This window comes from Sphingomonas anseongensis (assembly GCF_023516495.1).
Taxonomy (GTDB): Bacteria; Pseudomonadota; Alphaproteobacteria; order Sphingomonadales; family Sphingomonadaceae; genus Sphingomicrobium; species Sphingomicrobium anseongensis.
Genome location: NZ_JAMGBC010000001.1, coordinates 1219481 through 1238770, shown reverse-complemented (window position 1 = coordinate 1238770; position 19290 = coordinate 1219481). Strand labels below are relative to the sequence as shown.

The following is a 19290-nucleotide window of genomic DNA, read 5'->3' as shown; positions in this document are numbered from 1 at the left end:
GCTAGTCGGCGGGCTGCGGTATGGTCCGCAGGTAGGGCTTCAGAGTCTTCCAGCCGCTCGGATATTTTTCCTTCGCGGCCTCGTCGTTCACCGACGGCGGGATGATGACATCCTCGCCATGCTTCCAATTGACCGGCGTGGCGACTCCCTTGGTCTCGGTCAGCTGGATGCTATCAAGGAGGCGAAGGATTTCGTCGAAGTTGCGGCCGTTCGACATCGGATAGAGAAGCATCGCTCGGATCTTCTTGTCGGGACCGATGATGTAGACGGTCCGGACGGTCGCGTTGTTCGCGGCGGTTCGTCCCTCGCTCGTGCCGCTCTCGTCAGCCGGAAGCATGTTGTACAGCTTGGCAACATTCAGGTCGGTGTCGCCGATGATCGGATATTCGACCTTGTTGCCGCTCACTTCTTCGATGTCGGGAAGCCAGCGCCTGTTGTCGTCGCTGGTGTCGACCGACAGCCCGAGGATCTTGGTGTTGCGCCTGGCGAATTCGTCCTTGAGGCCGGCCATGTAGCCGAGCTCCGTCGTGCACACCGGAGTGAACGCTTTGGGGTGCGAAAAGAGGATCGCCCAGCCGTCGCCGATCCACTCATGGAAGTTGATCTTCCCCTGGGTGGTATCGGCCGTGAAATCGGGGGCGGTGCTGCCGATGGAAAGAGTCATTGAGTTTGCTCCTCGAGTGAAATGAAATCGGGTTGGATGTGGACGGGCTTCTCCAGCCAGGGGGCGACCGGAAGGCCTTTCGAACGCAGGAATTCGGGATTGAACAGCCGCGACTGGTACCGGGTCGCGGGATCGCAGAGCATTGTGACGATGGTCTTGCCGGGGCCCAGCTCACGAGCGAGTCGGATGGCTCCCGCGACGTTCACACCCGACGAGGTACCGAGCGCCAGCCCTTCGTCCGCGATGAGCGAGTAAAGCGTCTGGAGCATCTCGTCGTCCGGGATCCGGAAGGCGTGGTCCACCTCCAGCCCTTCGAGATTTGCCGTGATCCGCCCCTGGCCGATGCCCTCGGTGATCGAGCTTCCTTCCGAGGCAAGCTCGCCGGTCGTGTAATAGCTGTAGAGCGCCGCTCCCGGAACGTCGGCCAGCGCGATGGTGATGTCCGGATTGCGCTCTCGGAGCGCCATTGCGACGCCGGCCAAGGTTCCGCCGGTGCCGACCGCGCTGACGAAGGCGTCGACCTTGCCGTCCGTCTGTTCCCAGATCTCCGGGCCGGTGGTCCGGACATGCGCGTCGCGGTTGGCGACATTGTCGAACTGGTTCGCGAAGATCGCGCCGTCCTCATCCTCGTTATTGAGGCGCTCGGCCAGCCGCGCGGCGACCTTCACGTAATTGTTGGGGTTCTTGTAGGGGACCGCCGGGACCTCGACGAGCGCTGCCCCGAGCGACCTCAGAGCGTCCTTCTTCTCCTGGGTCTGCGTGTCGGGAATGACGATCACGGTGCGCATCCCCAGCGCGTTGCCGACCACGGTCAGCCCGATGCCGGTGTTTCCCGCAGTCCCGTCGACGATGATGCCGCCAGGGCGAAGTCGGCCGTCACCGATCGCGTCGGTAACGATCCCGAGCGCTGCACGGTCCTTTACCGACTGGCCCGGGTTCATGAATTCGGCCTTGCCGAGAATATTGCACCCGGTCTCTTCCGAGGCGCGGCGGAGCTTGATCAGCGGCGTGTTGCCGATCGCGTCGAGAACGGTTTCGCTTACCTGCATGAGCCAGCCATGTAGGAGCGCCACCGCCGCCGCAAAAGGGTCAGTCGGCGCGGCGATAGCGCAAATAATAAGCGCGGCGGCCTTCCCGAACGGCTTTCGCCTCGTAACGCGTGGCGGGCCAGCCGCCGGGCCGCTCAAGGAAATCCGAAGGTTTCTCCGCAAGCCAGGCAAACTGGGCCGCATGGCGCGCCATCACCATCAGTGCCCAGTCCAGGTAGACGGGATGGTCGGTCGCGATCCGAAGCTCGCCGCCCGGCCGCATCTTCGCCGCGATCAGGTCGATCGGCCCGTCGTTGACCATCCGCCGCTTGGAATGGCGGGCCTTCGGCCACGGGTCCGGATGAAGCAGGTAAACGAAGCCCAGGCTTCCGTCCGGAACTCGACGAAGCACATCGAGCGCATCACCACGCCACAGGCGAATGTTGGCGAGATGCTGCTCACGCACGTGAGCAAGCGCGGTCGCGACCCCGTTGAGGAAGGGCTCGCAGCCGATGAATCCGTGGTCGGGCAACAGGTCCGCGCGATAGGCAAGATGCTCGCCTCCGCCGAAGCCGATCTCCAGGTGCAAAGGCCGCTCGTCGCCGAACAAGCGCTCCGAGGTGATCTCGCCTTCCGACGGAACCGCGATCTGCGGCAACAGCTCGTCGACAAGCTGCTGCTGGCTCTTTCGGAGCTTGTGTCCCCTCGACCGGCCGTACAGTCGGTTGATCGTCGTCGGGTCGCCCTGTTTGTGCGCTGTCATCGCCGCGGGCGCTTACCTTCGCGAGAGCGGCGAGGGCAACCGAATCGGGAACTTAACGAAGGTGGCCGCGTCAATGCGGAGGCCTGACTCGAGCCAGGCGACAGCAAGGAGAAGGGGGAATGTCAGACAGCGATCGATCTCATGCCCATCCCCGGAGCACCGCCCAAATCGGCGGTCATCCGATCCACCCGATGCTCATCCCGTTCCCGATCGTCTGCTTCATCGGGGCGTTCGTCACCGACATCGTCTACAATTCGAGCAACGACCAGGGTTGGGCGACGGCGTCCTTCTGGCTCCTCGGAATAGGCCTCCTGATGGCGGCACTCGCGGCGGTCGCCGGCCTTACCGATTTCCTCGGCGACGACCGAATCCGGAGGCTCGGCGACGCGGTCAAGCACATGCTGGCCAACGTGACAGCAGTGGTGCTGGAGGTGGTGAACCTCGCGCTCCGTGTGAACAACCCCGACTTCGTCCATTCAACCGGGGTGTACATCTCCGGAGTGGTCGTCCTGATCCTGCTCTACAGCGGCTGGAAGGGAGGCGACCTTGTCTTCAAGCACGGGGTCGGCGTCCACGACCGGGCCGACCTCTAGCTCAGGCGTCGGCGGTCTCGGCCTTCGCGCCGACGGCCGCCTTCAGGTCCTCGACCAGGTCCAGGCGCTCCCACGGGAAGAAGTCGCCCTGCGCCTTGCGGCCGAAATGGCCGTAGGCGGCGGTCTTCTTGTAGATCGGCTTGTTGAGGCCGAGGTGGGTTCGGATGGCACGCGGAGTCAGCCCGCCCAGCTTGTCGATGCTCTTGATCGCCGCTTCGATCGCGTCGTCGCCGATCCTGCCCGTGCCGTGCGTGTCCACGTAGAGCGACAGCGGCTTCGACACGCCGATCGCATAGGCGAGCTGGATCGTGCAGCGCTTGGCCAGGCCTGCCGCGACGATGTTCTTCGCAAGGTAGCGGGTGATGTAGGCGGCCGAGCGGTCGACCTTGGTCGGGTCCTTGCCGGAGAAGGCGCCGCCGCCGTGCGGCGCCGCGCCGCCATAGGTGTCGACGATGATCTTGCGCCCGGTCAGGCCGGCGTCGCCGTCGGGTCCGCCGATCTCGAAGCTGCCCGTCGGGTTGATGTGATATTCGGTTTCGTCGGAAAGCAGCTCTGCCGGAAGAACGTCGGCGATCACCTTCTTCACATAAGCGTGGAGCTCGGCTTCCTTGTCGCCCTCGTCATAGCCCTTGCCGTGCTGGGTCGAGACGACGATCGCCGTCGCCGCGACCGGCTTGCCGTTCTCGAAGCGAAGTGTGACCTGGCTCTTGGTGTCGGGCTCGAGGAACGGGGCGGCGCCCGAGTGGCGGTCCGCGGCCATGCGCTCCAGGATCTTGTGGCTGTAGTCGAGAGTGGCGGGCATCAGGTCGGGAGTTTCGTCGCAGGCGAAGCCGAACATGATGCCCTGGTCGCCGGCGCCTTCGTCCTTGTTGCCGCTGGCGTCGACGCCCTGGGCGATGTGCGCCGACTGCGGATGAAGGTTGTTCGAGAAGTCGAGCGTCTGCCAGTGGAAGCCGTCCTGCTCGTAGCCGATCTCGCGAACCGTGTTGCGGACGGTGTCTTCGATTTCCTGCTCGATTCCGGGCGCCCAATTGCCCGCTTCGTCCATGATTCCCTTGCCGCGGATCTCGCCGGCGAGGACCACCTTCTGGGTGGTGGTCAGCGTTTCACAGGCGACTCGCGCCTCGGGATCCTTCGACAGGAACAGGTCGACGATCGCGTCGGAAATCTGGTCGGAAACCTTGTCCGGATGGCCTTCGGAAACCGATTCTGAAGTGAAGAGATAGTTGCTGCGCATATGCTGGAAAGCGTCCTTCCGGCGGTGCCGCTGGGGTCGGCGAATGGTGATATAAAGGATTCGTTATATGCGCCGATAGCGCCACGTCCCGGCGAGGGCAATGCCGCCGAGCAGGAGCAGGGCGGCAAGCAGGAGCGGGAGCGCGTTGCCCATCCGGCCGAACAATGTCGGCGCCTGCGAAGCTGCCGGAATGTACCCGTCGATTACGCCCGCCTCATGCCAGCCGAGCTGCCTGACGACTTCGCCGCGGCCGTCGATGATCGCGCTTATGCCCGTGGGCGTCGAGCGGATGACGGGCAGGCCTTCCTCCGCGGCGCGGAGCCGGGCCTGCGCGAGATGCTGCGGCGGGCCCCAGCTTCCGAACCATGCATCGTTGGAGGGATTGAAGATGAAATCGGGGCGCTTGGCCTCATTCACAACCTGGCCCGAGAAGATGATTTCGTAGCACAGCTGGAGGCCGACCCTTCCCCACCCGGGAATTTCGATGGTCACCGGCCCCGGCCCGGAATTGAAGTCCGCCTCGCCTGGCGCGAGCCGCGACAGGCCGAGCGAGGACATCAGCGGCCGCATCGGCAGATATTCGCCGTAAGGGACCAGGTGCGCCTTGTCGTAGCGGCCGACGACCTGCCCGCCGGGCGCCAGGATGAAGATGCTGTTGGTCGCGCCCGAAATCGTCTCGCCATCCTTCGACGCGAGGGTGATCCCGCCGGTCAGCAAATAGTCGCCCGGAGCGACGGAGGCTGCTGCGCGCGCCCGGACATAGCCCGCGAAGTCGCTCGGCGGGCCCTTGCGCTCGTCCTGCAAGGGCTCGGTCACCGCCGCCTCCGGCCAGAACAGCAGCCGCGGGCGTACGCCTCCTGGCCTGGCTGACAGAGCGGCAAGTTCGCGTGCTCCGCGCTCGGCAAACTCCGGTCGCCACTTCACGTCCTGGCCGATATTGGGCTGGACGATGCGGATCGGGCGGACCGTCAGGGGATCGTCCGGGACGGGAGACGAGGGGAGAGCCCAAAGAAGCGCGGTTCCAAGGACGATGAGTACGCCTGGAAGCCACTTGCGATGGATTTCGAGGAAGACGACGCCTCCCAGGAGCACGGTCAGTGCCGATAACCCGTAAGTGCCGATCAGCGGCGTCACCGAAATGAGCGCGGTCGGCACCATCGCTGCCGCGGCCGGGTTCCACGCAAAGCCCGTGAACAGGCCTGCCCGAAGCCATTCCGTGATCGCCCAGCTTCCGGCGAGAGCGAGCGCGAGGCCGGCCTCGTTGCCGCGTCCGATCCTCCAGGCGAGGCCGGTGGCAAGCGCCGGATAGACGGCGAGGTAGAGGGACAAGAGGACGACCGCGACCCAGCCCAGCCAGGGCGGCATCGCCGACTGGAATGTGAAGGCGGTGACGATCCAGTTCAGCCCGATGACGAACTGGCCGAAGCCAAACAGGTAACCGATCAGGAGCGAGCGCCGAAGGCTCCTGGTTTCCGACAGGAGCCACAGCACCACCGCGAAGGCGACGGGCATTAGCGGCCACAAGCCGAGCGGCTCGAAGGCGCAGGCCGAGGCCGCGCCCGTTCCCGCCGCGATAAGGAGCGCCATTGCTGGCGAGGCGACACGTCTCAACGGCCAAACTCCCGAGCGGGTGGAAAACAGCGGGTGGTGATGCACTCGGTAGCCGAAGTCGCCGGGCAAACGAAAGTCTGGACAGAGCCGCGCTTCATGACCACGGGGCTGGGCATGACCCTTCCGCCCTTCCATCTTGCCTTTCCCGTCGACGATCTTTCCGCCGCCCGCGGCTTCTACGGCGAGCTTCTCGGCTGCCCGGAGGGCCGAAGCGCCGACGATTGGATCGACTTCAACTTGTACGGACACCAGATAGTCGCGCATCTCGCTCCAGAGGCGGTTCGCGCCCGAGCGACGAATCCCGTGGATGGAGAGGACGTGCCTGTCCCGCATTTCGGGATCGTGCTGGGCGTGAGCGAGTGGAAGGCGCTCGCCGAGCGGCTGGTCGAGGCGAAGATCGACTTCATCATCCCGCCGACGGTCCGCTTCGAAGGGCAGCCCGGCGAGCAGGCGACGATGTTCCTGCTCGATCCTGCGGGGAACGCGCTCGAGTTCAAGGCGATGGCGAAACCGGAAAACCTGTTCGCGAAGAGCTAGGCGGCCTCTCCGCCTTCCGGCTCGGGCGCGTGGAGCCGGACGCGCAGGATCTTGCGCTGGTCGCAGTCGATCGCCTCGAGCCGCCAGCCGGACGGATGGACGACGGATTCGCCCTTGGCGGGGATATGGCCGGCAAGCAGGAACACCAGCCCGCCGAGCGTATCGACATCGTCCTCGTCCCAGCGAAGGCGCGCGTCGACGGTCTCTGCAAGCTCCTCGAGCTCGACCCGGGCGTCGGCTTCCCACACGCCATCGTCGAGTCGGGTGAGCAGTCCTGCCTCCTCGATGTCGTGCTCGTCCTCGATCTCGCCGACGATCTCCTCCACCACGTCCTCGATCGTCACCAATCCCTCGGTGCCGCCGAACTCGTCGACGACGATCGCCAGGTGGATCCGCTCCGACCGCATCCGCGCGAGGAGGTCGATCACGCCCATCGATTCCGGGACGAACAAGGGCGTCCTCAGAAGCGCCTGGATGGAGCGGTCGCGGCCCTCGTTGATCATCGCCGCGAACAGGTCCTTGATGTGGACCATTCCGATGATCTCATCGAGGCTGTCGCCGTAGACGGGAAGGCGGCTGTGTTCGGCCTCGCCGAACGCCTTCACCAGATCCTCGAACGAGATGGTCGCGGGGACCGCGATAATGTCGCCGCGGGTCACACAAATGTCGCCCGCCGTCTCGTCGCCGAAGTGCAGCAGGTTGCGGAGCATCTGCCGCTCCACGGGCGTCAGGTCGCCGGCGACAGGCCGCGATTCCTCGGCCTCGTCGATCGCTTCCTCTATCTCCTCGCGAAGCGTCTGCTCGCCTTCGTCGCCGAAGATCAGGAGCCGCATTCCGCGCCACAGCCGGGAACCGGTGTCGTCGTCGCGAGTGGCCATCACAGCTCCTCAGCGAGATAGGGATCGGCGATTCCGAGCCGGGCGAGGGCGCGCACCTCGCGCGATTCCATCTCGTCGGCCGATTCGTCGTCCTGGTGATCGTAGGCGAGCAGGTGAAGCGTGCCGTGGACGATGAGGTGGGCAGCATGATCCTTGAACGGGATCCGCTTCTCCTCGGCTTCGCGCTCGCAGGTCTCGCGGGCGAGAACCAGGTCGCCGAGCATCAGCTCGGGTCCTTCGCCCGCGACATCGCGAAGCTGCCGGGGCTCGAGCTGCGGGAAGGACAGGACGTTGGTCGGCTTGTCCTTGCCGCGCCATTGGGCGTTCAGCGCCCGGACTTCGTCGTTGCCGGTCAGGCGAACGGACAACTCGACCGGCCGCTGCGATCGAGCGAGTTGCGGGAAGGCGCTTTCGGCGATCGCTGCTTCGGCTGCGCTCCGGACGAGCGATTCCCAGCCGGTGCTACTGTCCCACTCCGGATCGGCGTCGATTTGGATGTCGAGCATCATCCTCAGGCCCCCGGCCCTTCATAAGCTTCGACGATACGCCCGACCAACGGGTGGCGGACCACGTCGGCGGTCGTGAACGGCACCACTGCGATCCCCTTCACGTCAGTGAGGCGCGAGACGGCGTCGTGGAGACCGGACTTGCCGGGCTCGGGAAGGTCGACCTGCTTGGGGTCGCCGCAGATCACCATCCGGCTCCGCATTCCGAAGCGCGTCAGGAACATCTTCATCTGCGCGGGCGTGGTGTTCTGCGCCTCGTCGAGGATGATGAAGGCGTCGTTCAGGGTTCGGCCGCGCATGAAGGCGATGGGCGCGATTTCTATCTCGCCGCTGGCGATCCGCCGCTCCACCTGCTCGGTCGGAAGCATGTCGTAGAGCGCGTCGTAGAGCGGGCGGAGGTAGGGATCGACCTTCTCCTTCATGTCGCCGGGAAGGAAACCCAGCCGCTCGCCGGCTTCCACTGCAGGTCGCGAGAGGATCAGCCGGTCGACGCTCCCGGAAATCAGCTGCGAAACGGCCTGCGCGACGGCGAGGTAGGTCTTGCCGGTGCCCGCCGGGCCCAGCGCGAAGATCATGTCGTCGCGGGAAAGCGCCTCCATGTAGACCGTCTGCGTGGGTGAGCGCGGGACGATCGTCTTCTTGCGGGTGCGGATCATCACTCCAGGAGGCGACGTGACCTCCGGCGCGATAATTCCGTCGAGGCTTGGCTGAGCCGCCATCCCCAGGACTGCGTCGACCGCTTCGGCATCGATGTCGTGGCCCTGCTCGAGCCTCTTGTAGAGGCCGACTAGCACGTCGCGGGCGCGCGCCGCCGCGTCTGGCAGTCCCTCTATCTGCACCCGGTTGCCGCGCGCGGCGATGTGAACGCCCAGCCGGCTTTCGATGGTGATCAAGTGCCGGTCGTAATCTCCGAACAGCGGGCCGAGCAGATAGGGCTCCTCGAACTCGAGCTCGAGCCGGGCGAGGTCCGGGACTGCTGCTACGTCGCGGCGCGCCATCAGGCGGCTTCCCGCTGGCGAACCGCGCCGGCCATGCTGTTCGGACCCGCTTCGACGAGCGTCACGTCGAGGATGTCGCCGGGCTTGGCGTCCGTATGCACATGCACCGACTGAAGCCAGGGCGACCGGCCGATCATCTGGCCGGCGCGCCTGCCCGGCCGTTCGATCAACACCCGAGTGCCGAGGCCGACGGTGGAGCGGTTGAAGGCGAGCTGGTTATCGGTGATCCGCGCCTGCAGCCGCTGGAGGCGTTCGTCCATGACTTCGATCGGGATCTGACCCTCCATCTGCGCCGCGGGCGTTCCCGGCCGCGCGCTGTATTTGAACGAATAGGCCGACGCGTAGCGAACCGCATCCACGATCTGCAGAGTCGCCTCGAATTCCTCTTCGGTCTCGCCGGGAAAGCCGACGATGAAGTCGCCCGAGATGGCGATGTCTGGCCGCGCGGCACGTACCTTTTCGATCGTGCGCAAATAGGTGTCGGTCGTGTGGCTCCGGTTCATGGCCTTGAGAACGCGGTCGCTGCCTGACTGCACCGGCAGGTGCAGGTAAGGCATCAGCTTTTCGACTTCACCATGGGCGGCGATCAGCGCGTCGCTCATGTCCGCGGGGTGGCTGGTCGTGTAGCGGATCCGCTCCAGGCCATCGATCCTGGCGATTTCGCGGATCAGCTCCTGCAGGCCGCGACCGTCATGCGCCCACGCATTCACGTTCTGGCCGAGCAGGACGATTTCCAACGCTCCGCCATCGACCAGCGCCTGCGCCTCGGCCACGACATCGGCCCACGGCCGCGATATCTCGGCTCCGCGAGTGTAGGGGACGACGCAATAGGTGCAGAATTTGTCGCAGCCTTCCTGAACCGTGAGGAACGAGCTGGGATTGGCGCGGCGGCGCTTCGGAAGCGAGTCGAACTTCGAAAGCGCGGGCAGGTCTGTGTCGACCGGGCGCCCGCCGCGAGCTGCCTCGGCGATCATTTCCGGAAGGCGGTGATAGGCCTGCGGGCCGACGACCATGTCGATCATCGCAGAGCGGGCCTTGGCCTCCTTGCCTTCGGCCTGGGCGACGCAGCCGGCCAGCGCGATCAACGGCTTCGATCCGTCATCGCGCCGAAGCCGCCCGACATCGGAATAGGCCTTTTCGGCCGCCTTCTCGCGGATATGGCAGGTGTTGAGAACGACGAGGTCGGCATCGTCCGCGGAGGCGGTCATGCCTTGCTCGGCGAGCAGCTCGGCGATGCGCTCGCCGTCATAGACGTTCATCTGGCAGCCGAAGGATTTGATCTTGAAGGTCTTGGGGGTCATTCGGCCGGGCTATACGCGAGCGCCGCCGCGACTTGAAGCCAGTGCGGCTTCGATCGCCTCGCGCGCCGAATGAGCGAGCGCCTTTCGGTCGTCCATCGGCGGAAGCGGGTCCAGGATGCGGATGGTGATGGGAAGCGATCGTCGTCGGCCGAGCGTTCGAAAGACGTTCGCCTTTCCAGGCTCCTGGTACCATCCGATGTCCTGCGCAGCCTCGCCATAATCGATGGCCACCGGCCGCACGTTCGCCCCCGGCGGAACGGGCGCGACGGCCGCGAACAATGTCGACCGGAAGGGCAGCATGTGCGTGCCGGGACCCGTAGTCCCCTCGGGAAATAGAGCGACCGGCTGGGGCTCCTGGAGCTTGCGGGCAATCGCTTCTGCCTGGTGAGGCGCTCCGCGACGGTGGTCCCGCCGCACGTAGAGGGTGCCACCCTGGTCGGCCATCCAGTGGATCAGCGAGTGGCCGAGCTCATGCTTCGACACGAACGCGCAGCCCGTGGCGCCGCCGATCACCGGGATGTCGAGCCAGCTGGTGTGGTTGCAGACGAGCAAAGTGTGCGGCTTCAGCCGGGCTCCGGACACTCGAACCCGCGCTCCGCATATCCACGCGGCTGCAGCGAGGAACCTCGGCGGCCATCCGGAGCGGCCGAACAATGCCTTGGTCGCAACGTGGAAAGGGACGCAACCGAGGAACAGCAGCAGCAGCGCGGCGATTCGAATGGCCGCCAGAAGCTTGGAAGGTGGCGGATTACCGGTTGCGATTGAGCGAGACGCCGTACAGCTCCATCCGGTGATCGACGAGGCGGAAGCCGAGCTTTTCCGCGATCCGTTTCTGGAGAGCCTCGAGCTCTTCGTCGACGAACTCGACGACATTGCCTGTCTCGACGTCGATCAGATGGTCGTGATGGTCGTCGGACGCCGCCTCGTAGCGAGCGCGTCCGTCCCCGAACTCATGCCGGGCGAGGATTCCCGCCTCCTCGAACAACCGCACCGTTCGATAGACCGTCGCGATCGAAATCTTCGGGTCGATCGCCGACGCGCGCTCATGAAGAGTCTCGACGTCGGGATGATCTTCGGATTCGGACAGGATTCGGGCGATAACCCGCCGCTGCTCTGTGATCCGGAGACCCTTGTCGGCGCAAAGCGCTTCGACGTCGATGACTGCGTGGCTCATGCCTGGGAAGGTAAGCGCGACAGCCGCGCCGGTAAAGAAGGGACGCTCAATGGCGCCCCTTCCGTCCGACCTACTTGGACTTGCGGGTCCGGCGGCGCTTGGTGCCGAGACCGATCGACTTGGCGAGGGTCCGCCGCTGCTCGGCGTAATTGGGCGCGACCATCGGATAATCGGCTGCGAGCCGCCACTTCTGGCGATAATCGGCCGGGGTCATCTCGTGGTTGGTCATCAGATGACGCTTGAGCATCTTCTGCTTCTTCCCACATTCGAGACAGCTGATGTGATCGGGCTTGATTGAGGAACGGATCGAAACTTTCGGTTCCTGCTTTTCTTCCGAAGCCAAAGCGTTCGCCGAAACTCCCGTAAGAGCCTGGTGCACATTCTGGATCAAGTTCGGAAGATCGTTCACTGCAACGCTGTTATTGCTTACGTGCGCTGCGACGATATCGGCAGTCAGCGTGAGCAATGTATCTTCTGCCGCTCCATTATCGGCCATTTTACTCAATCTCCATTGATCTCGCCGCGGATAGATTTGGCTGCGGCTGCTCGGCACTAGCTAATCATGCCGCGCGCGGCAATAGAGCTCGCCTATTGATTGCAGTTAATCTTGCGTCGTCAAAACGAACGTCAATGCATCGAACGCAGCGCCGTCGCGGCCGCGATAGTAATTGCGGCGGCGGTTTGCCTGTTCGAACCCCGCGGTTTCATAGACCTGGATCGCGGGATTTCCGTCGCGCACCTCAAGGTGAACTCGCGTCGCGCCGCTCGACTTTGCATCAGCGATGAAATTGGAAAGCAGCTGCCGGCCGATGCCCTTGCCGCGCGAATTCGGCTCGACTGCAAGAAGCAGCAGCTCGGCATCGTCGACGATCGTCCGGTACAGCGAAAATCCGACGACATTGGCTTCGCCGTCCTCGGCAAGGACCAGCTTCACGCCTGCCATCGGTAGGATTCCGGCACATTGGGAACGGGTCCAGGCCTCCCCGTAGCGATCGGGGAAGGCGGACGTCATGACCCGCATCACCGCGTCGAGGTCGTCGGCACAGCCCTGCGAAAGTTGCGCGATCATGCTGCGGTCCTGACCTTGGCATCGGGCGCTCGGGCGTAGAGCGGCGCGGGCGTCAGGCTTCGAAGCTCTTCCGGAAGCCGTAGCGCGTTGGCCGCGGAGGGCCAGCCTTCGATGGCGCGCGCGCTGCCTCCGGCGTCCACCAGCGCCTGCGCTCCCGGGCCCACCACAGTGCTTGCGGAAGCGGCTGCCGCGGCTTCGCGAGGCGGAAGGTTCCAAAGCTCGCTCATCGGCTTCAGACTAGCGTCGAATTGCTGGACGAAAAGCTCGCCGTGGCCGCCGTTGATGGCGACGGCCATTTCGCCGTCGACGCCGCTCGATGCCGCGAGAAGCGCGAGCGAGGACATTCCAGCCAGCTCGGCATTCCAGCCGATCGCCAATCCCTGAGCGGCGGCGATTCCGACGCGGATTCCGGTGAAGCTTCCGGGGCCAGTGCCGACGAGGATCGTATCGGCCCTGCGTCCGGCCAGCAGCTCTTCGAGCATGGGCACGAGCCGCTCGGCATGGCCGCGGCCGATCAGCTCGTCGGCCCTGGCAACGCAGCTTCCGTTCCCATCGAACAGGGCGGCAGTGCACGCTGCGGTAGAGGTGTCGAGCGCGAGGATCATCGCGCCGAATAGGTCACATATGACCTTTTGCCGCAATCCACTGGGTTAAACGGGTTCGACCGAGAGTCCCTATGAAGCCTCAGACGGCTTCAACGGACTCTACTTCCGGCACGTAATGCTTGATCAGGCTCTCGATGCCGCGCTTGAGCGTCACGGACGAGGACGGGCAGCCTTGGCAGGCGCCGTGCATCGACAGGAAGAGGTGCCCGTCGCGATAGCCTTTGTAGACGATGTCTCCGCCGTCTTGGGCGACCGCCGGACGCACGCGCGTTTCGATCAGCTCCTTGATCTGGTCGATGATCTCCGCATCGCCGGGATCTTCCTCGAAGTCGGAGTCAACCTCGATTCCCGCCGCGCTTCCCGCTTTGAACAAGGGCGCGCCGGTGACGAAATGGTCGAGCAACGCCTCGACGACGATCGGCTCGAGGTCGGACCAGGCGACTCCCGGAGCAGCCGTCACCGAGACGAAGTCGCTGCCGTAGAAGACTCCTTCGACCATGCCGGTTGAGAACAGGTTCTCGGCGAGCGGGGAGGCGGCTGCGCTCTCGGCGTCGGGGAAGTCGCGGGTACCGCTGTCCATCACCGGCTGGCCGGGAAGAAACTTGCGGGTCGACGGGTTGGGCGTGTGCTCGGTGCGGATCAGCATGGTTGCGATGTGGCCCCGGGCAGCGGGCCGATCAAGTGCCGAAGGGTGGCGCTCCGCCGATGATCCAGCGGGTAATCGCGATCGCGACGACGAGGCAGATCAGTGCGACCCACCATTTTCCCGGGCGCATCGGCTCGACTCCGGGCGCCAGATCCGCCTTGCCGGTGATCATCGGGCCGAGCAGGTTTTTCCCCAGCGCCAGCCGGTAGAGCAGGATCGCCGCGACGTGCAGTCCGATGAGGACTAGGAGGACGTTGAACAATTCCTCGTGAAGCTCGGTCAGGAGGTCCGCAACATCGACGCTCACGAGATAGGCGAGAGGGCCGCTGAACAGCCCGTCCTCATCGGAAGCGAACAGTCCCGTCCCGACCATGATGAAGAGCATCGCAAGCAGCGCTAGGACGCTAAGAGCGCCAAGCGGAGCGTGGCCCGCCAGCGGCCAGTTGAAGCGGGCGCGGACATATTTCGCGACCGACGAGGGCCCCCTGACGAAGGATGAAAAGCGCGCCGTCGAGCTTCCGAACAGGCCCCACCCGATTCGGAACAGCAGCAGCGAGAGAGCCCCATAGCCGAGGTAGAGGTGAAGGTCCTGCTGATCGGTTTCCGCACTCCACCAGGCAAGGGCGACCACGACCACCAGCGTCCAGTGGAACAGCCGCGTGGGCAGGTCCCAGACACGCTGTTTCATCAGGGCGTCAGTGCTTTTCGGGGGCGCGGTAGAGGTCATGGCAGGCCTTACAGGTCTTACCGGTCGCCGCGAACGCGCCATTGACCTCGGTCAAATCGCCGCGCTTCGCGGCTGCGTCGAACTGCTGGGCCGCGGTTTTGAAATCATGAGCCTTGAGCGCAAAGTCTTCAGGCTTCTGCCAGATTTCGGCCTTCGCGCGGGTCTTGCCGACGTCGGGGCCGGTTCCTTCCGGGAACCAGGACTGCACCTTCGAAGCGAGCTCCGCCATCGTCGCCGCCGACTTGCGGATCGCATTCATGTCGGGCGAGGAAAGCTTGAGTTGCTGGCCGGCAACCTTGGTCGCCTTGCCGATCTTCTCCATCCCCTCGTGGCGCTCCTTCATCACCGCCACCGCCTGATCGTGCGACAGGGGCGCCGCGGCCGCCGCAATACGGGTCTCGGCCGAGGGAGTTACACTCTTCGCCTGGTCGGCCTGCGGCTGCTGCTTGCAGGCGGCGAGCAATGCGACTCCGCAAAGAAGAATAAGGGTCTTCGAGTTCATTCGATTGTCCTCGCGCTGTTCAGGCGTTCCAGGTGCCGTCGATCATTTTGATGATTCCGGAGAAGTCCTTGTTCCCGCCGCCCTTGCCGACAAACTCCTCGTAGAGCTCCTCGGCTTCTTCGCCCATCTCGACGTCGACGCCTGCCTGCTTGGCCGCTTCCATCGCCAGCTTGAGGTCCTTGAGCATCAGCGCGGCGGCGAAGCCGCCTTCATAGCCGTTATCGGCGGGAGTCTTCGGGCCCACGCCGGGGACCGGGCAATAGCTGGTCATCGACCAGCTCTGGCCCGACGCCTGCGACGAGATGTCGAAGAAAACCTGCGGGTCGAGCCCCAGCTTCTGCGCAAGCACGAAGCCCTCGCAGGTCGCCGCCATGGTCGCGCCAAGGATCATGTTGTTGCAGATCTTCGCCGCCTGGCCAGCGCCGGGACCGCCGGCGTGGATCACCGCCTTGGCCATCGGCTCGATGAACGGCTTGGCGCGGGCAAAAGCCTCGTCCGACCCGCCGACCATGAAGGCGAGGGTGCCGCCCGCAGCGGCGGCAATCCCGCCCGAAACCGGAGCGTCGACCATCTCGTAGCCTTTGGCCTTGGCTTCCTCCTCGACGGTGCGCGCGCTTGCGACGTCTATCGTCGAGCAGTCGATCAGGAGCGCGCTGGTCGGCGCATTGCCGAACACGTTGCTTCGGTAGACGTCGAGCACATGCTTGGCGGCGGGAAGCATCGTGACGACCACCTCGGCGTCTTTCACCGCCTCCTCTGTCGATCCGGCGCGGCCGCAGCCTTGCTCGCAGGCCTTGGAGAGCGCGTCCTCGCTCAGGTCGAACGCGCGAACCTCATGGCCCGCCTTGACCAGGTTCGGCGCCATTCCGCCGCCCATGTGGCCCAGGCCGATGAATGCGATGCGCGCCATGTTACCGTCCCTTCCAATTCCCGGGCCGCTTTTCGACGAAAGCGGCCATGCCTTCCTTCTGGTCCTCGGTTCCGAACAGTCCGTGGAACAGCCGGCGCTCGAAGCGGATGCCCTGGGCGAGCGGAAGCTCGAAGGCGGCGTTGACCATTTCCTTGGCCGCAATCGCTGCCAGAGGCGGCATCGCAGCGATGGCTTCGGCCGTCTTCACCGCCTCGGTAACGAGTTCGTTCGCAGGAACGACCTTGGCCACGAGGCCCGACTGCTCCGCCTCGGCTGCATCCATCATCCGTCCGGTCAGGCACATTTCCATCGCCTTGGCCTTGCCGATCGCGTGAGCGAGCCGCTGCGACCCGCCCATCCCGGGCGTGACTGCCAGCTTGATTTCCGGCTGGCCGAATTTCGCGGTGTCGGCGGCGATGATGAAGTCCGCCATCATCGCGACCTCGCAGCCGCCGCCCAAGGCATAGCCCGCGACCGCCGCTATCCACGGCTTGCGGGTCGAGGTGATCCTTTCCCAGCCGGCGAAGAAGTCCGCCGAATACATGTCCGCGAAGCCCTGCGGCTGCATCTCCTTGATGTCGGCGCCCGCCGCGAACGCCTTCTCACCGCTCCCCGTCAGCACAAGGCAGCGCTGCGACGCGTCGGAATCGTAGTCACCGAAGACCTCGGTCAGCTCCTTGAGGACCTCGCTGTTGAGCGCGTTGAGCGCTTCCGGCCGGTTCAGCGTGACGAGCGTGACTGCGCCGCGCTTCTCGACGAGGACGGTTCGATATTCGGTCATTCTCCAGTCTCCGGGAACGGCGTCCATTGCTCGGACTTCGGCAGCGGGGCGAACAGCTCGTCGAGCATATCGTCGCTTACGCCTTCGGCGATCGGCGGGTTCCACTGCGGCTGGTTGTGCTTGTCGATCAGGAGGGCATGGACGCCCTCCTTGAAATCGTGGGTGCGGACGACGCGGCCGGCGAGCGCATATTCGGCGCGCATCTCGTCGGCGAAGCTCGCCCGGTCGGCCCCTTCAGCGAGCAGGCGAAGGGAAACCTTGCACGAAAGCGGGCTCTTGGTCCGGAGCGTGAGCAGCTCCTTTTCCGACCATTCGCTCTCGTCGGCCTCGAGCGCGGCGAGGATTTCCTCGAGCCGGTCGGAAGCGAACAGCCGGTTGATGAGCGCTTGGTTGCCGGCGATCTTGGGCTCGGGCGGCGTTTCGGCAGCAGCGCCGAGCGTTCCCTGCACCCGGTCGGGCGCCTTGACGATTCGCTCCACCAGCTCGCCGAGAGACGCATTCGGAATGTAGTGAGTGGCGAGGCCAAGATAGGCGCATTCGGCGCCGTCGAGCCGAGCGCCGCTCAAAGCCATGAACTGGCCGACGCGGCCCGGAAGCCGCGACAGGTACCAGCCTCCACCGACGTCCGGGAACAGGCCGATGCCCGTTTCCGGCATCGCCAGCCGGGTGTTCTCCGTCGCGACGCGGAGCGTGCAGGGCTGGGAGATACCAACGCCGCCTCCCATCGTGATCCCGTCCATGATCGCGATCGTCGGCTTGTCGTAGGTGAAGAGGAGGTGGTTGAGCCGGTACTCGGCGAAGAAGAACTCCTTCGCCTTGTGGGCATCCCCGGCGCCGCTTTTCGCAAGCATCACCACGTCGCCGCCGGCGCAGAAGCCGCGACCCTCGGCATGGTCGATGACGACACACTGGATGTTCGAATCCGTCCGCCACCGCAGCAGCGCCTCGCTCATCGCCTCGCACATCTCGGTGGTGAGCGCGTGGATCGCCTTGGGCCGGTTGAGCCGGAGCCGCGCGACACCGCGCTCGGCAGAGATCAGGACGTCGTCGGTCACTGGCGCAATAGGTCGCGGCTGACGATGACCCGCATGATCTGGTTGGTGCCCTCCAGGATCGAATGGACCCGGAGGTCACGCCAGAACCGCTCGATCGGATAGTCCATCAGGTAGCCGTAGCCGCCGTGAAGCTGGAGCGCCCGGTCGACCACCGACGACCCGGTGTCGGTCGCGAGCCTCTTTGCCATCGCTGCGAAGCGGGTTTTGTCAGGCGCGTTGGCGGTGACCTTGGCTGCGGCGACGTAGAGCAAATAGCGCGCCGCCTGGAGCTCGGTTTCCATGTCCGCGAGCGTGAACTGCGTGTTCTGGAAATCCGCGATCGCCTTGCCGAACTGCTTGCGCTCCTTGGTGTAGTTGATCGCCTCGTCGAGGCAGCGCTGAGCGCCTCCAAGCGAGCAGGCGCCGATGTTCAGCCGGCCTCCGTCGAGGCCCATCATCGCGATCCGGAATCCCTCTCCCTCCGCGCCGACGCGGTTGGCGACGGGAACGCGGACCTCGTCGAAATTGACCTGCGCGGTGGGCTGCGAATGCCAGCCGAGCTTGCGCTCCTGCGCACCGAAGCTGACGCCTTTCATCTCTTTTTCGATGACCAAGCAGGTGATCCCCTTCGGCCCATCCTCGCCGGTACGGACCATTGCGACCATCAGGTCGTTGGCGCCGCCTCCGGAGGTGAACGCCTTGCTCCCTGAAACCACATAATGGTCGCCATCGAGGACCGCCTTGGTCTTGAGCGCCGCAGCATCGGAGCCTGACGACGGCTCGGTCAGGCAGTAGCTGCTCATCCGCTCCATCGTGATCAGCGACGGAAGATACTTCTGCTTCACCTCATCGGAGCCGAAGCGGTCGATCATCCAGCTGGCCATGTTGTGGATGGAGATGAAGGCGCTGGTGGACGGGCAGCCGTAGGCCATGGCTTCCATGATCAGCGCGGCCTCGAGCCGGCCGAGGCCGATCCCGCCGCTTTCCTCGCTGACGTAGATTGCTCCGAAGCCGAGCTCCGCGGCTTCGCGGATCGTGTCCTTGGGGAAGATGTGCTTCTCGTCCCACTCGGCCGCGTTCGGAGTGATCGCGTCGGCGGTGAACTTGCGCGCCATCTCCTGGATCTGGAGTTGGTCGTCGGTAAACTCGAACTGGTGCATGGGCGCGGCCTCTAGCTTGCCCGTTTCTCGTCCACCAGCCCCCGCGCGCGGCTTGTGCTCAACATCGCACGTAGGTGAAGCTTGCAATCGGGTCGCGCTCGGTCCGGACGAGCTGTCCGTCGCGCACCTCCAGAGTCACGTGCCGGGTCCAGTTCTGGCCCTCGCCGGTGAAGGCGAAATCGCCGCTGATCGAATTTGCGGAAGTCTGCACGTCCCCGGCCGGCACCGCTCGCGATTCGTAGAATCGAAGCTCGGTCGCGTTGATCACCAGCAGGCCCTTGGCATCGCCGAGCGGCGATGTGCAGTCGCGCGGAGTTAGGCCCCATCGACCCCGTATGTCTGCGGGAATCTCGGTCACCGCGGCAGTGACGACATTGCCGGTCGGCGCGCCCTGGCCGGGCGCTGCGCCGCTGGGGCTCGGCGACGATTGCTCGATCTCGGGAAGCGCAGACGTGTTCGCGGCATTGTTAGCCACGGGGTCGCCGCTCCCGCAGGCCGCGAGCGCAGCGATAGGGATGAGTGCGAGAAAGAGTTTCATCGGCGGCTTAACAGCCGTCAGCACAAGC

24 protein-coding genes are annotated in these 19290 nt (G+C 65.0%); 2 read left to right on the top strand and 22 right to left on the bottom strand.

Annotated features, from left to right (window positions below; genetic code table 11):
- Position 1: 1 nt before the first annotated feature.
- The 3 genes from LZ519_RS06465 to trmB are packed head-to-tail and all read right to left on the bottom strand — an operon-like array spanning position 2 to position 2455.
- Positions 2–664, bottom strand: a complete 663-nt coding sequence (locus tag LZ519_RS06465; protein WP_249867884.1) for a peroxiredoxin — start codon at positions 662–664, stop codon at positions 2–4.
- Positions 661–1713, bottom strand: a complete 1053-nt coding sequence (locus LZ519_RS06460; RefSeq protein ID WP_249867883.1) for a cysteine synthase A — start codon at positions 1711–1713, stop codon at positions 661–663. The genes LZ519_RS06465 and LZ519_RS06460 overlap by 4 nt, the downstream gene beginning before the upstream one ends.
- A gap of 40 nt (positions 1714–1753) precedes the next feature.
- Entirely contained in the window at positions 1754–2455 is a 702-nt protein-coding gene (gene trmB / locus LZ519_RS06455; protein ID WP_249867882.1) for a tRNA (guanine(46)-N(7))-methyltransferase TrmB, read from the bottom strand.
- Between the two features lie 119 nt (positions 2456–2574).
- On the opposite strand from trmB, the gene LZ519_RS06450 reads away from it, so the two are divergent.
- Positions 2575–3048 carry a DUF2231 domain-containing protein gene (locus LZ519_RS06450; RefSeq protein WP_249867881.1) on the top strand — a complete coding sequence of 158 codons (474 nt, stop codon included), beginning with the start codon at positions 2575–2577 and terminating at the stop codon, positions 3046–3048.
- A 1-nt stretch (position 3049) separates the two neighbouring features.
- Here the strand turns inward: LZ519_RS06450 and metK are convergent, their stop codons facing one another.
- Both metK and lnt read right to left on the bottom strand, forming a co-directional pair.
- Positions 3050–4285 (bottom strand): methionine adenosyltransferase, encoded by a 1236-nt coding sequence (gene metK / locus LZ519_RS06445; RefSeq protein ID WP_249867880.1) that lies wholly within the window; start codon positions 4283–4285, stop codon positions 3050–3052.
- Positions 4286–4348: 63 nt separating this feature from the next.
- Positions 4349–5872: an apolipoprotein N-acyltransferase gene (lnt, locus tag LZ519_RS06440; protein ID WP_249867879.1), complete on the bottom strand. Its 1524-nt coding sequence runs from the start codon at positions 5870–5872 to the stop codon at positions 4349–4351.
- 138 nt (positions 5873–6010) lie between these two features.
- On the opposite strand from lnt, the gene LZ519_RS06435 reads away from it, so the two are divergent.
- Positions 6011–6433, top strand: a complete 423-nt coding sequence (locus tag LZ519_RS06435) for a VOC family protein (RefSeq protein WP_249867878.1) — start codon at positions 6011–6013, stop codon at positions 6431–6433.
- Here the strand turns inward: LZ519_RS06435 and LZ519_RS06430 are convergent.
- The 17 genes from LZ519_RS06430 to LZ519_RS06350 all read right to left on the bottom strand — a co-directional run bounded on the left by LZ519_RS06430 (position 6430) and on the right by LZ519_RS06350 (position 19262).
- Positions 6430–7311 carry a hemolysin family protein gene (locus LZ519_RS06430; RefSeq protein ID WP_249867877.1) on the bottom strand — a complete coding sequence of 294 codons (882 nt, stop codon included), beginning with the start codon at positions 7309–7311 and terminating at the stop codon, positions 6430–6432. The two genes, LZ519_RS06435 and LZ519_RS06430, sit on opposite strands and share 4 nt — an antisense overlap.
- Positions 7311–7820 (bottom strand): rRNA maturation RNase YbeY, encoded by a 510-nt coding sequence (gene ybeY, locus LZ519_RS06425; RefSeq protein ID WP_249867876.1) that lies wholly within the window; start codon positions 7818–7820, stop codon positions 7311–7313. Before ybeY ends, LZ519_RS06430 begins: the two co-directional genes overlap by 1 nt.
- A 2-nt stretch (positions 7821–7822) precedes the next feature.
- A complete protein-coding gene (locus LZ519_RS06420; protein WP_249867875.1) occupies positions 7823–8815 on the bottom strand; it encodes a PhoH family protein in 993 nt (330 codons plus the stop codon).
- Positions 8815–10116 (bottom strand): tRNA (N6-isopentenyl adenosine(37)-C2)-methylthiotransferase MiaB, encoded by a 1302-nt coding sequence (miaB, locus tag LZ519_RS06415; RefSeq protein ID WP_249867874.1) that lies wholly within the window; start codon positions 10114–10116, stop codon positions 8815–8817. Before miaB ends, LZ519_RS06420 begins: the two co-directional genes overlap by 1 nt.
- 9 nt (positions 10117–10125) lie before the next feature.
- Entirely contained in the window at positions 10126–10698 is a 573-nt protein-coding gene (locus LZ519_RS06410; protein WP_249867873.1) for a lysophospholipid acyltransferase family protein, read from the bottom strand.
- 166 nt (positions 10699–10864) lie between these two features.
- Positions 10865–11290 (bottom strand): Fur family transcriptional regulator, encoded by a 426-nt coding sequence (locus LZ519_RS06405; protein WP_249867872.1) that lies wholly within the window; start codon positions 11288–11290, stop codon positions 10865–10867.
- 70 nt (positions 11291–11360) lie between these two features.
- Positions 11361–11786 (bottom strand): Ros/MucR family transcriptional regulator, encoded by a 426-nt coding sequence (locus LZ519_RS06400; protein ID WP_249867871.1) that lies wholly within the window; start codon positions 11784–11786, stop codon positions 11361–11363.
- A 105-nt stretch (positions 11787–11891) separates the two neighbouring features.
- A complete protein-coding gene (rimI, locus tag LZ519_RS06395; RefSeq protein WP_249867870.1) occupies positions 11892–12359 on the bottom strand; it encodes a ribosomal protein S18-alanine N-acetyltransferase in 468 nt (155 codons plus the stop codon).
- Complete coding sequence (gene tsaB, locus LZ519_RS06390) at positions 12356–12964, bottom strand: tRNA (adenosine(37)-N6)-threonylcarbamoyltransferase complex dimerization subunit type 1 TsaB (RefSeq protein WP_249867869.1); 609 nt, start codon at positions 12962–12964, stop codon at positions 12356–12358. Before tsaB ends, rimI begins: the two co-directional genes overlap by 4 nt.
- Before the next feature lie 79 nt (positions 12965–13043).
- Positions 13044–13610: a NifU family protein gene (locus LZ519_RS06385; protein WP_249867868.1), complete on the bottom strand. Its 567-nt coding sequence runs from the start codon at positions 13608–13610 to the stop codon at positions 13044–13046.
- A 31-nt stretch (positions 13611–13641) separates the two neighbouring features.
- Positions 13642–14298 (bottom strand): cytochrome b/b6 domain-containing protein, encoded by a 657-nt coding sequence (locus LZ519_RS06380; protein ID WP_249867867.1) that lies wholly within the window; start codon positions 14296–14298, stop codon positions 13642–13644.
- 7 nt (positions 14299–14305) lie between these two features.
- The gene (locus tag LZ519_RS06375; RefSeq protein WP_249867866.1) at positions 14306–14839 is read right to left on the bottom strand and encodes a c-type cytochrome; all 534 of its coding nucleotides are present in this window, start codon (positions 14837–14839) and stop codon (positions 14306–14308) included.
- Between the two features lie 19 nt (positions 14840–14858).
- Positions 14859–15767, bottom strand: a complete 909-nt coding sequence (gene mmsB / locus LZ519_RS06370; protein WP_249868879.1) for a 3-hydroxyisobutyrate dehydrogenase — start codon at positions 15765–15767, stop codon at positions 14859–14861.
- Complete coding sequence (locus tag LZ519_RS06365) at positions 15751–16530, bottom strand: enoyl-CoA hydratase-related protein (RefSeq protein ID WP_249867865.1); 780 nt, start codon at positions 16528–16530, stop codon at positions 15751–15753. The genes mmsB and LZ519_RS06365 overlap by 17 nt, the downstream gene beginning before the upstream one ends.
- Positions 16527–17585 (bottom strand): enoyl-CoA hydratase/isomerase family protein, encoded by a 1059-nt coding sequence (locus tag LZ519_RS06360; RefSeq protein WP_249867864.1) that lies wholly within the window; start codon positions 17583–17585, stop codon positions 16527–16529. The genes LZ519_RS06365 and LZ519_RS06360 overlap by 4 nt, the downstream gene beginning before the upstream one ends.
- Positions 17582–18724, bottom strand: a complete 1143-nt coding sequence (locus LZ519_RS06355; protein WP_249867863.1) for an acyl-CoA dehydrogenase family protein — start codon at positions 18722–18724, stop codon at positions 17582–17584. The genes LZ519_RS06360 and LZ519_RS06355 overlap by 4 nt, the downstream gene beginning before the upstream one ends.
- A gap of 58 nt (positions 18725–18782) precedes the next feature.
- The gene (locus LZ519_RS06350; protein WP_249867862.1) at positions 18783–19262 is read right to left on the bottom strand and encodes a hypothetical protein; all 480 of its coding nucleotides are present in this window, start codon (positions 19260–19262) and stop codon (positions 18783–18785) included.
- Positions 19263–19290: the final 28 nt, after the last annotated feature.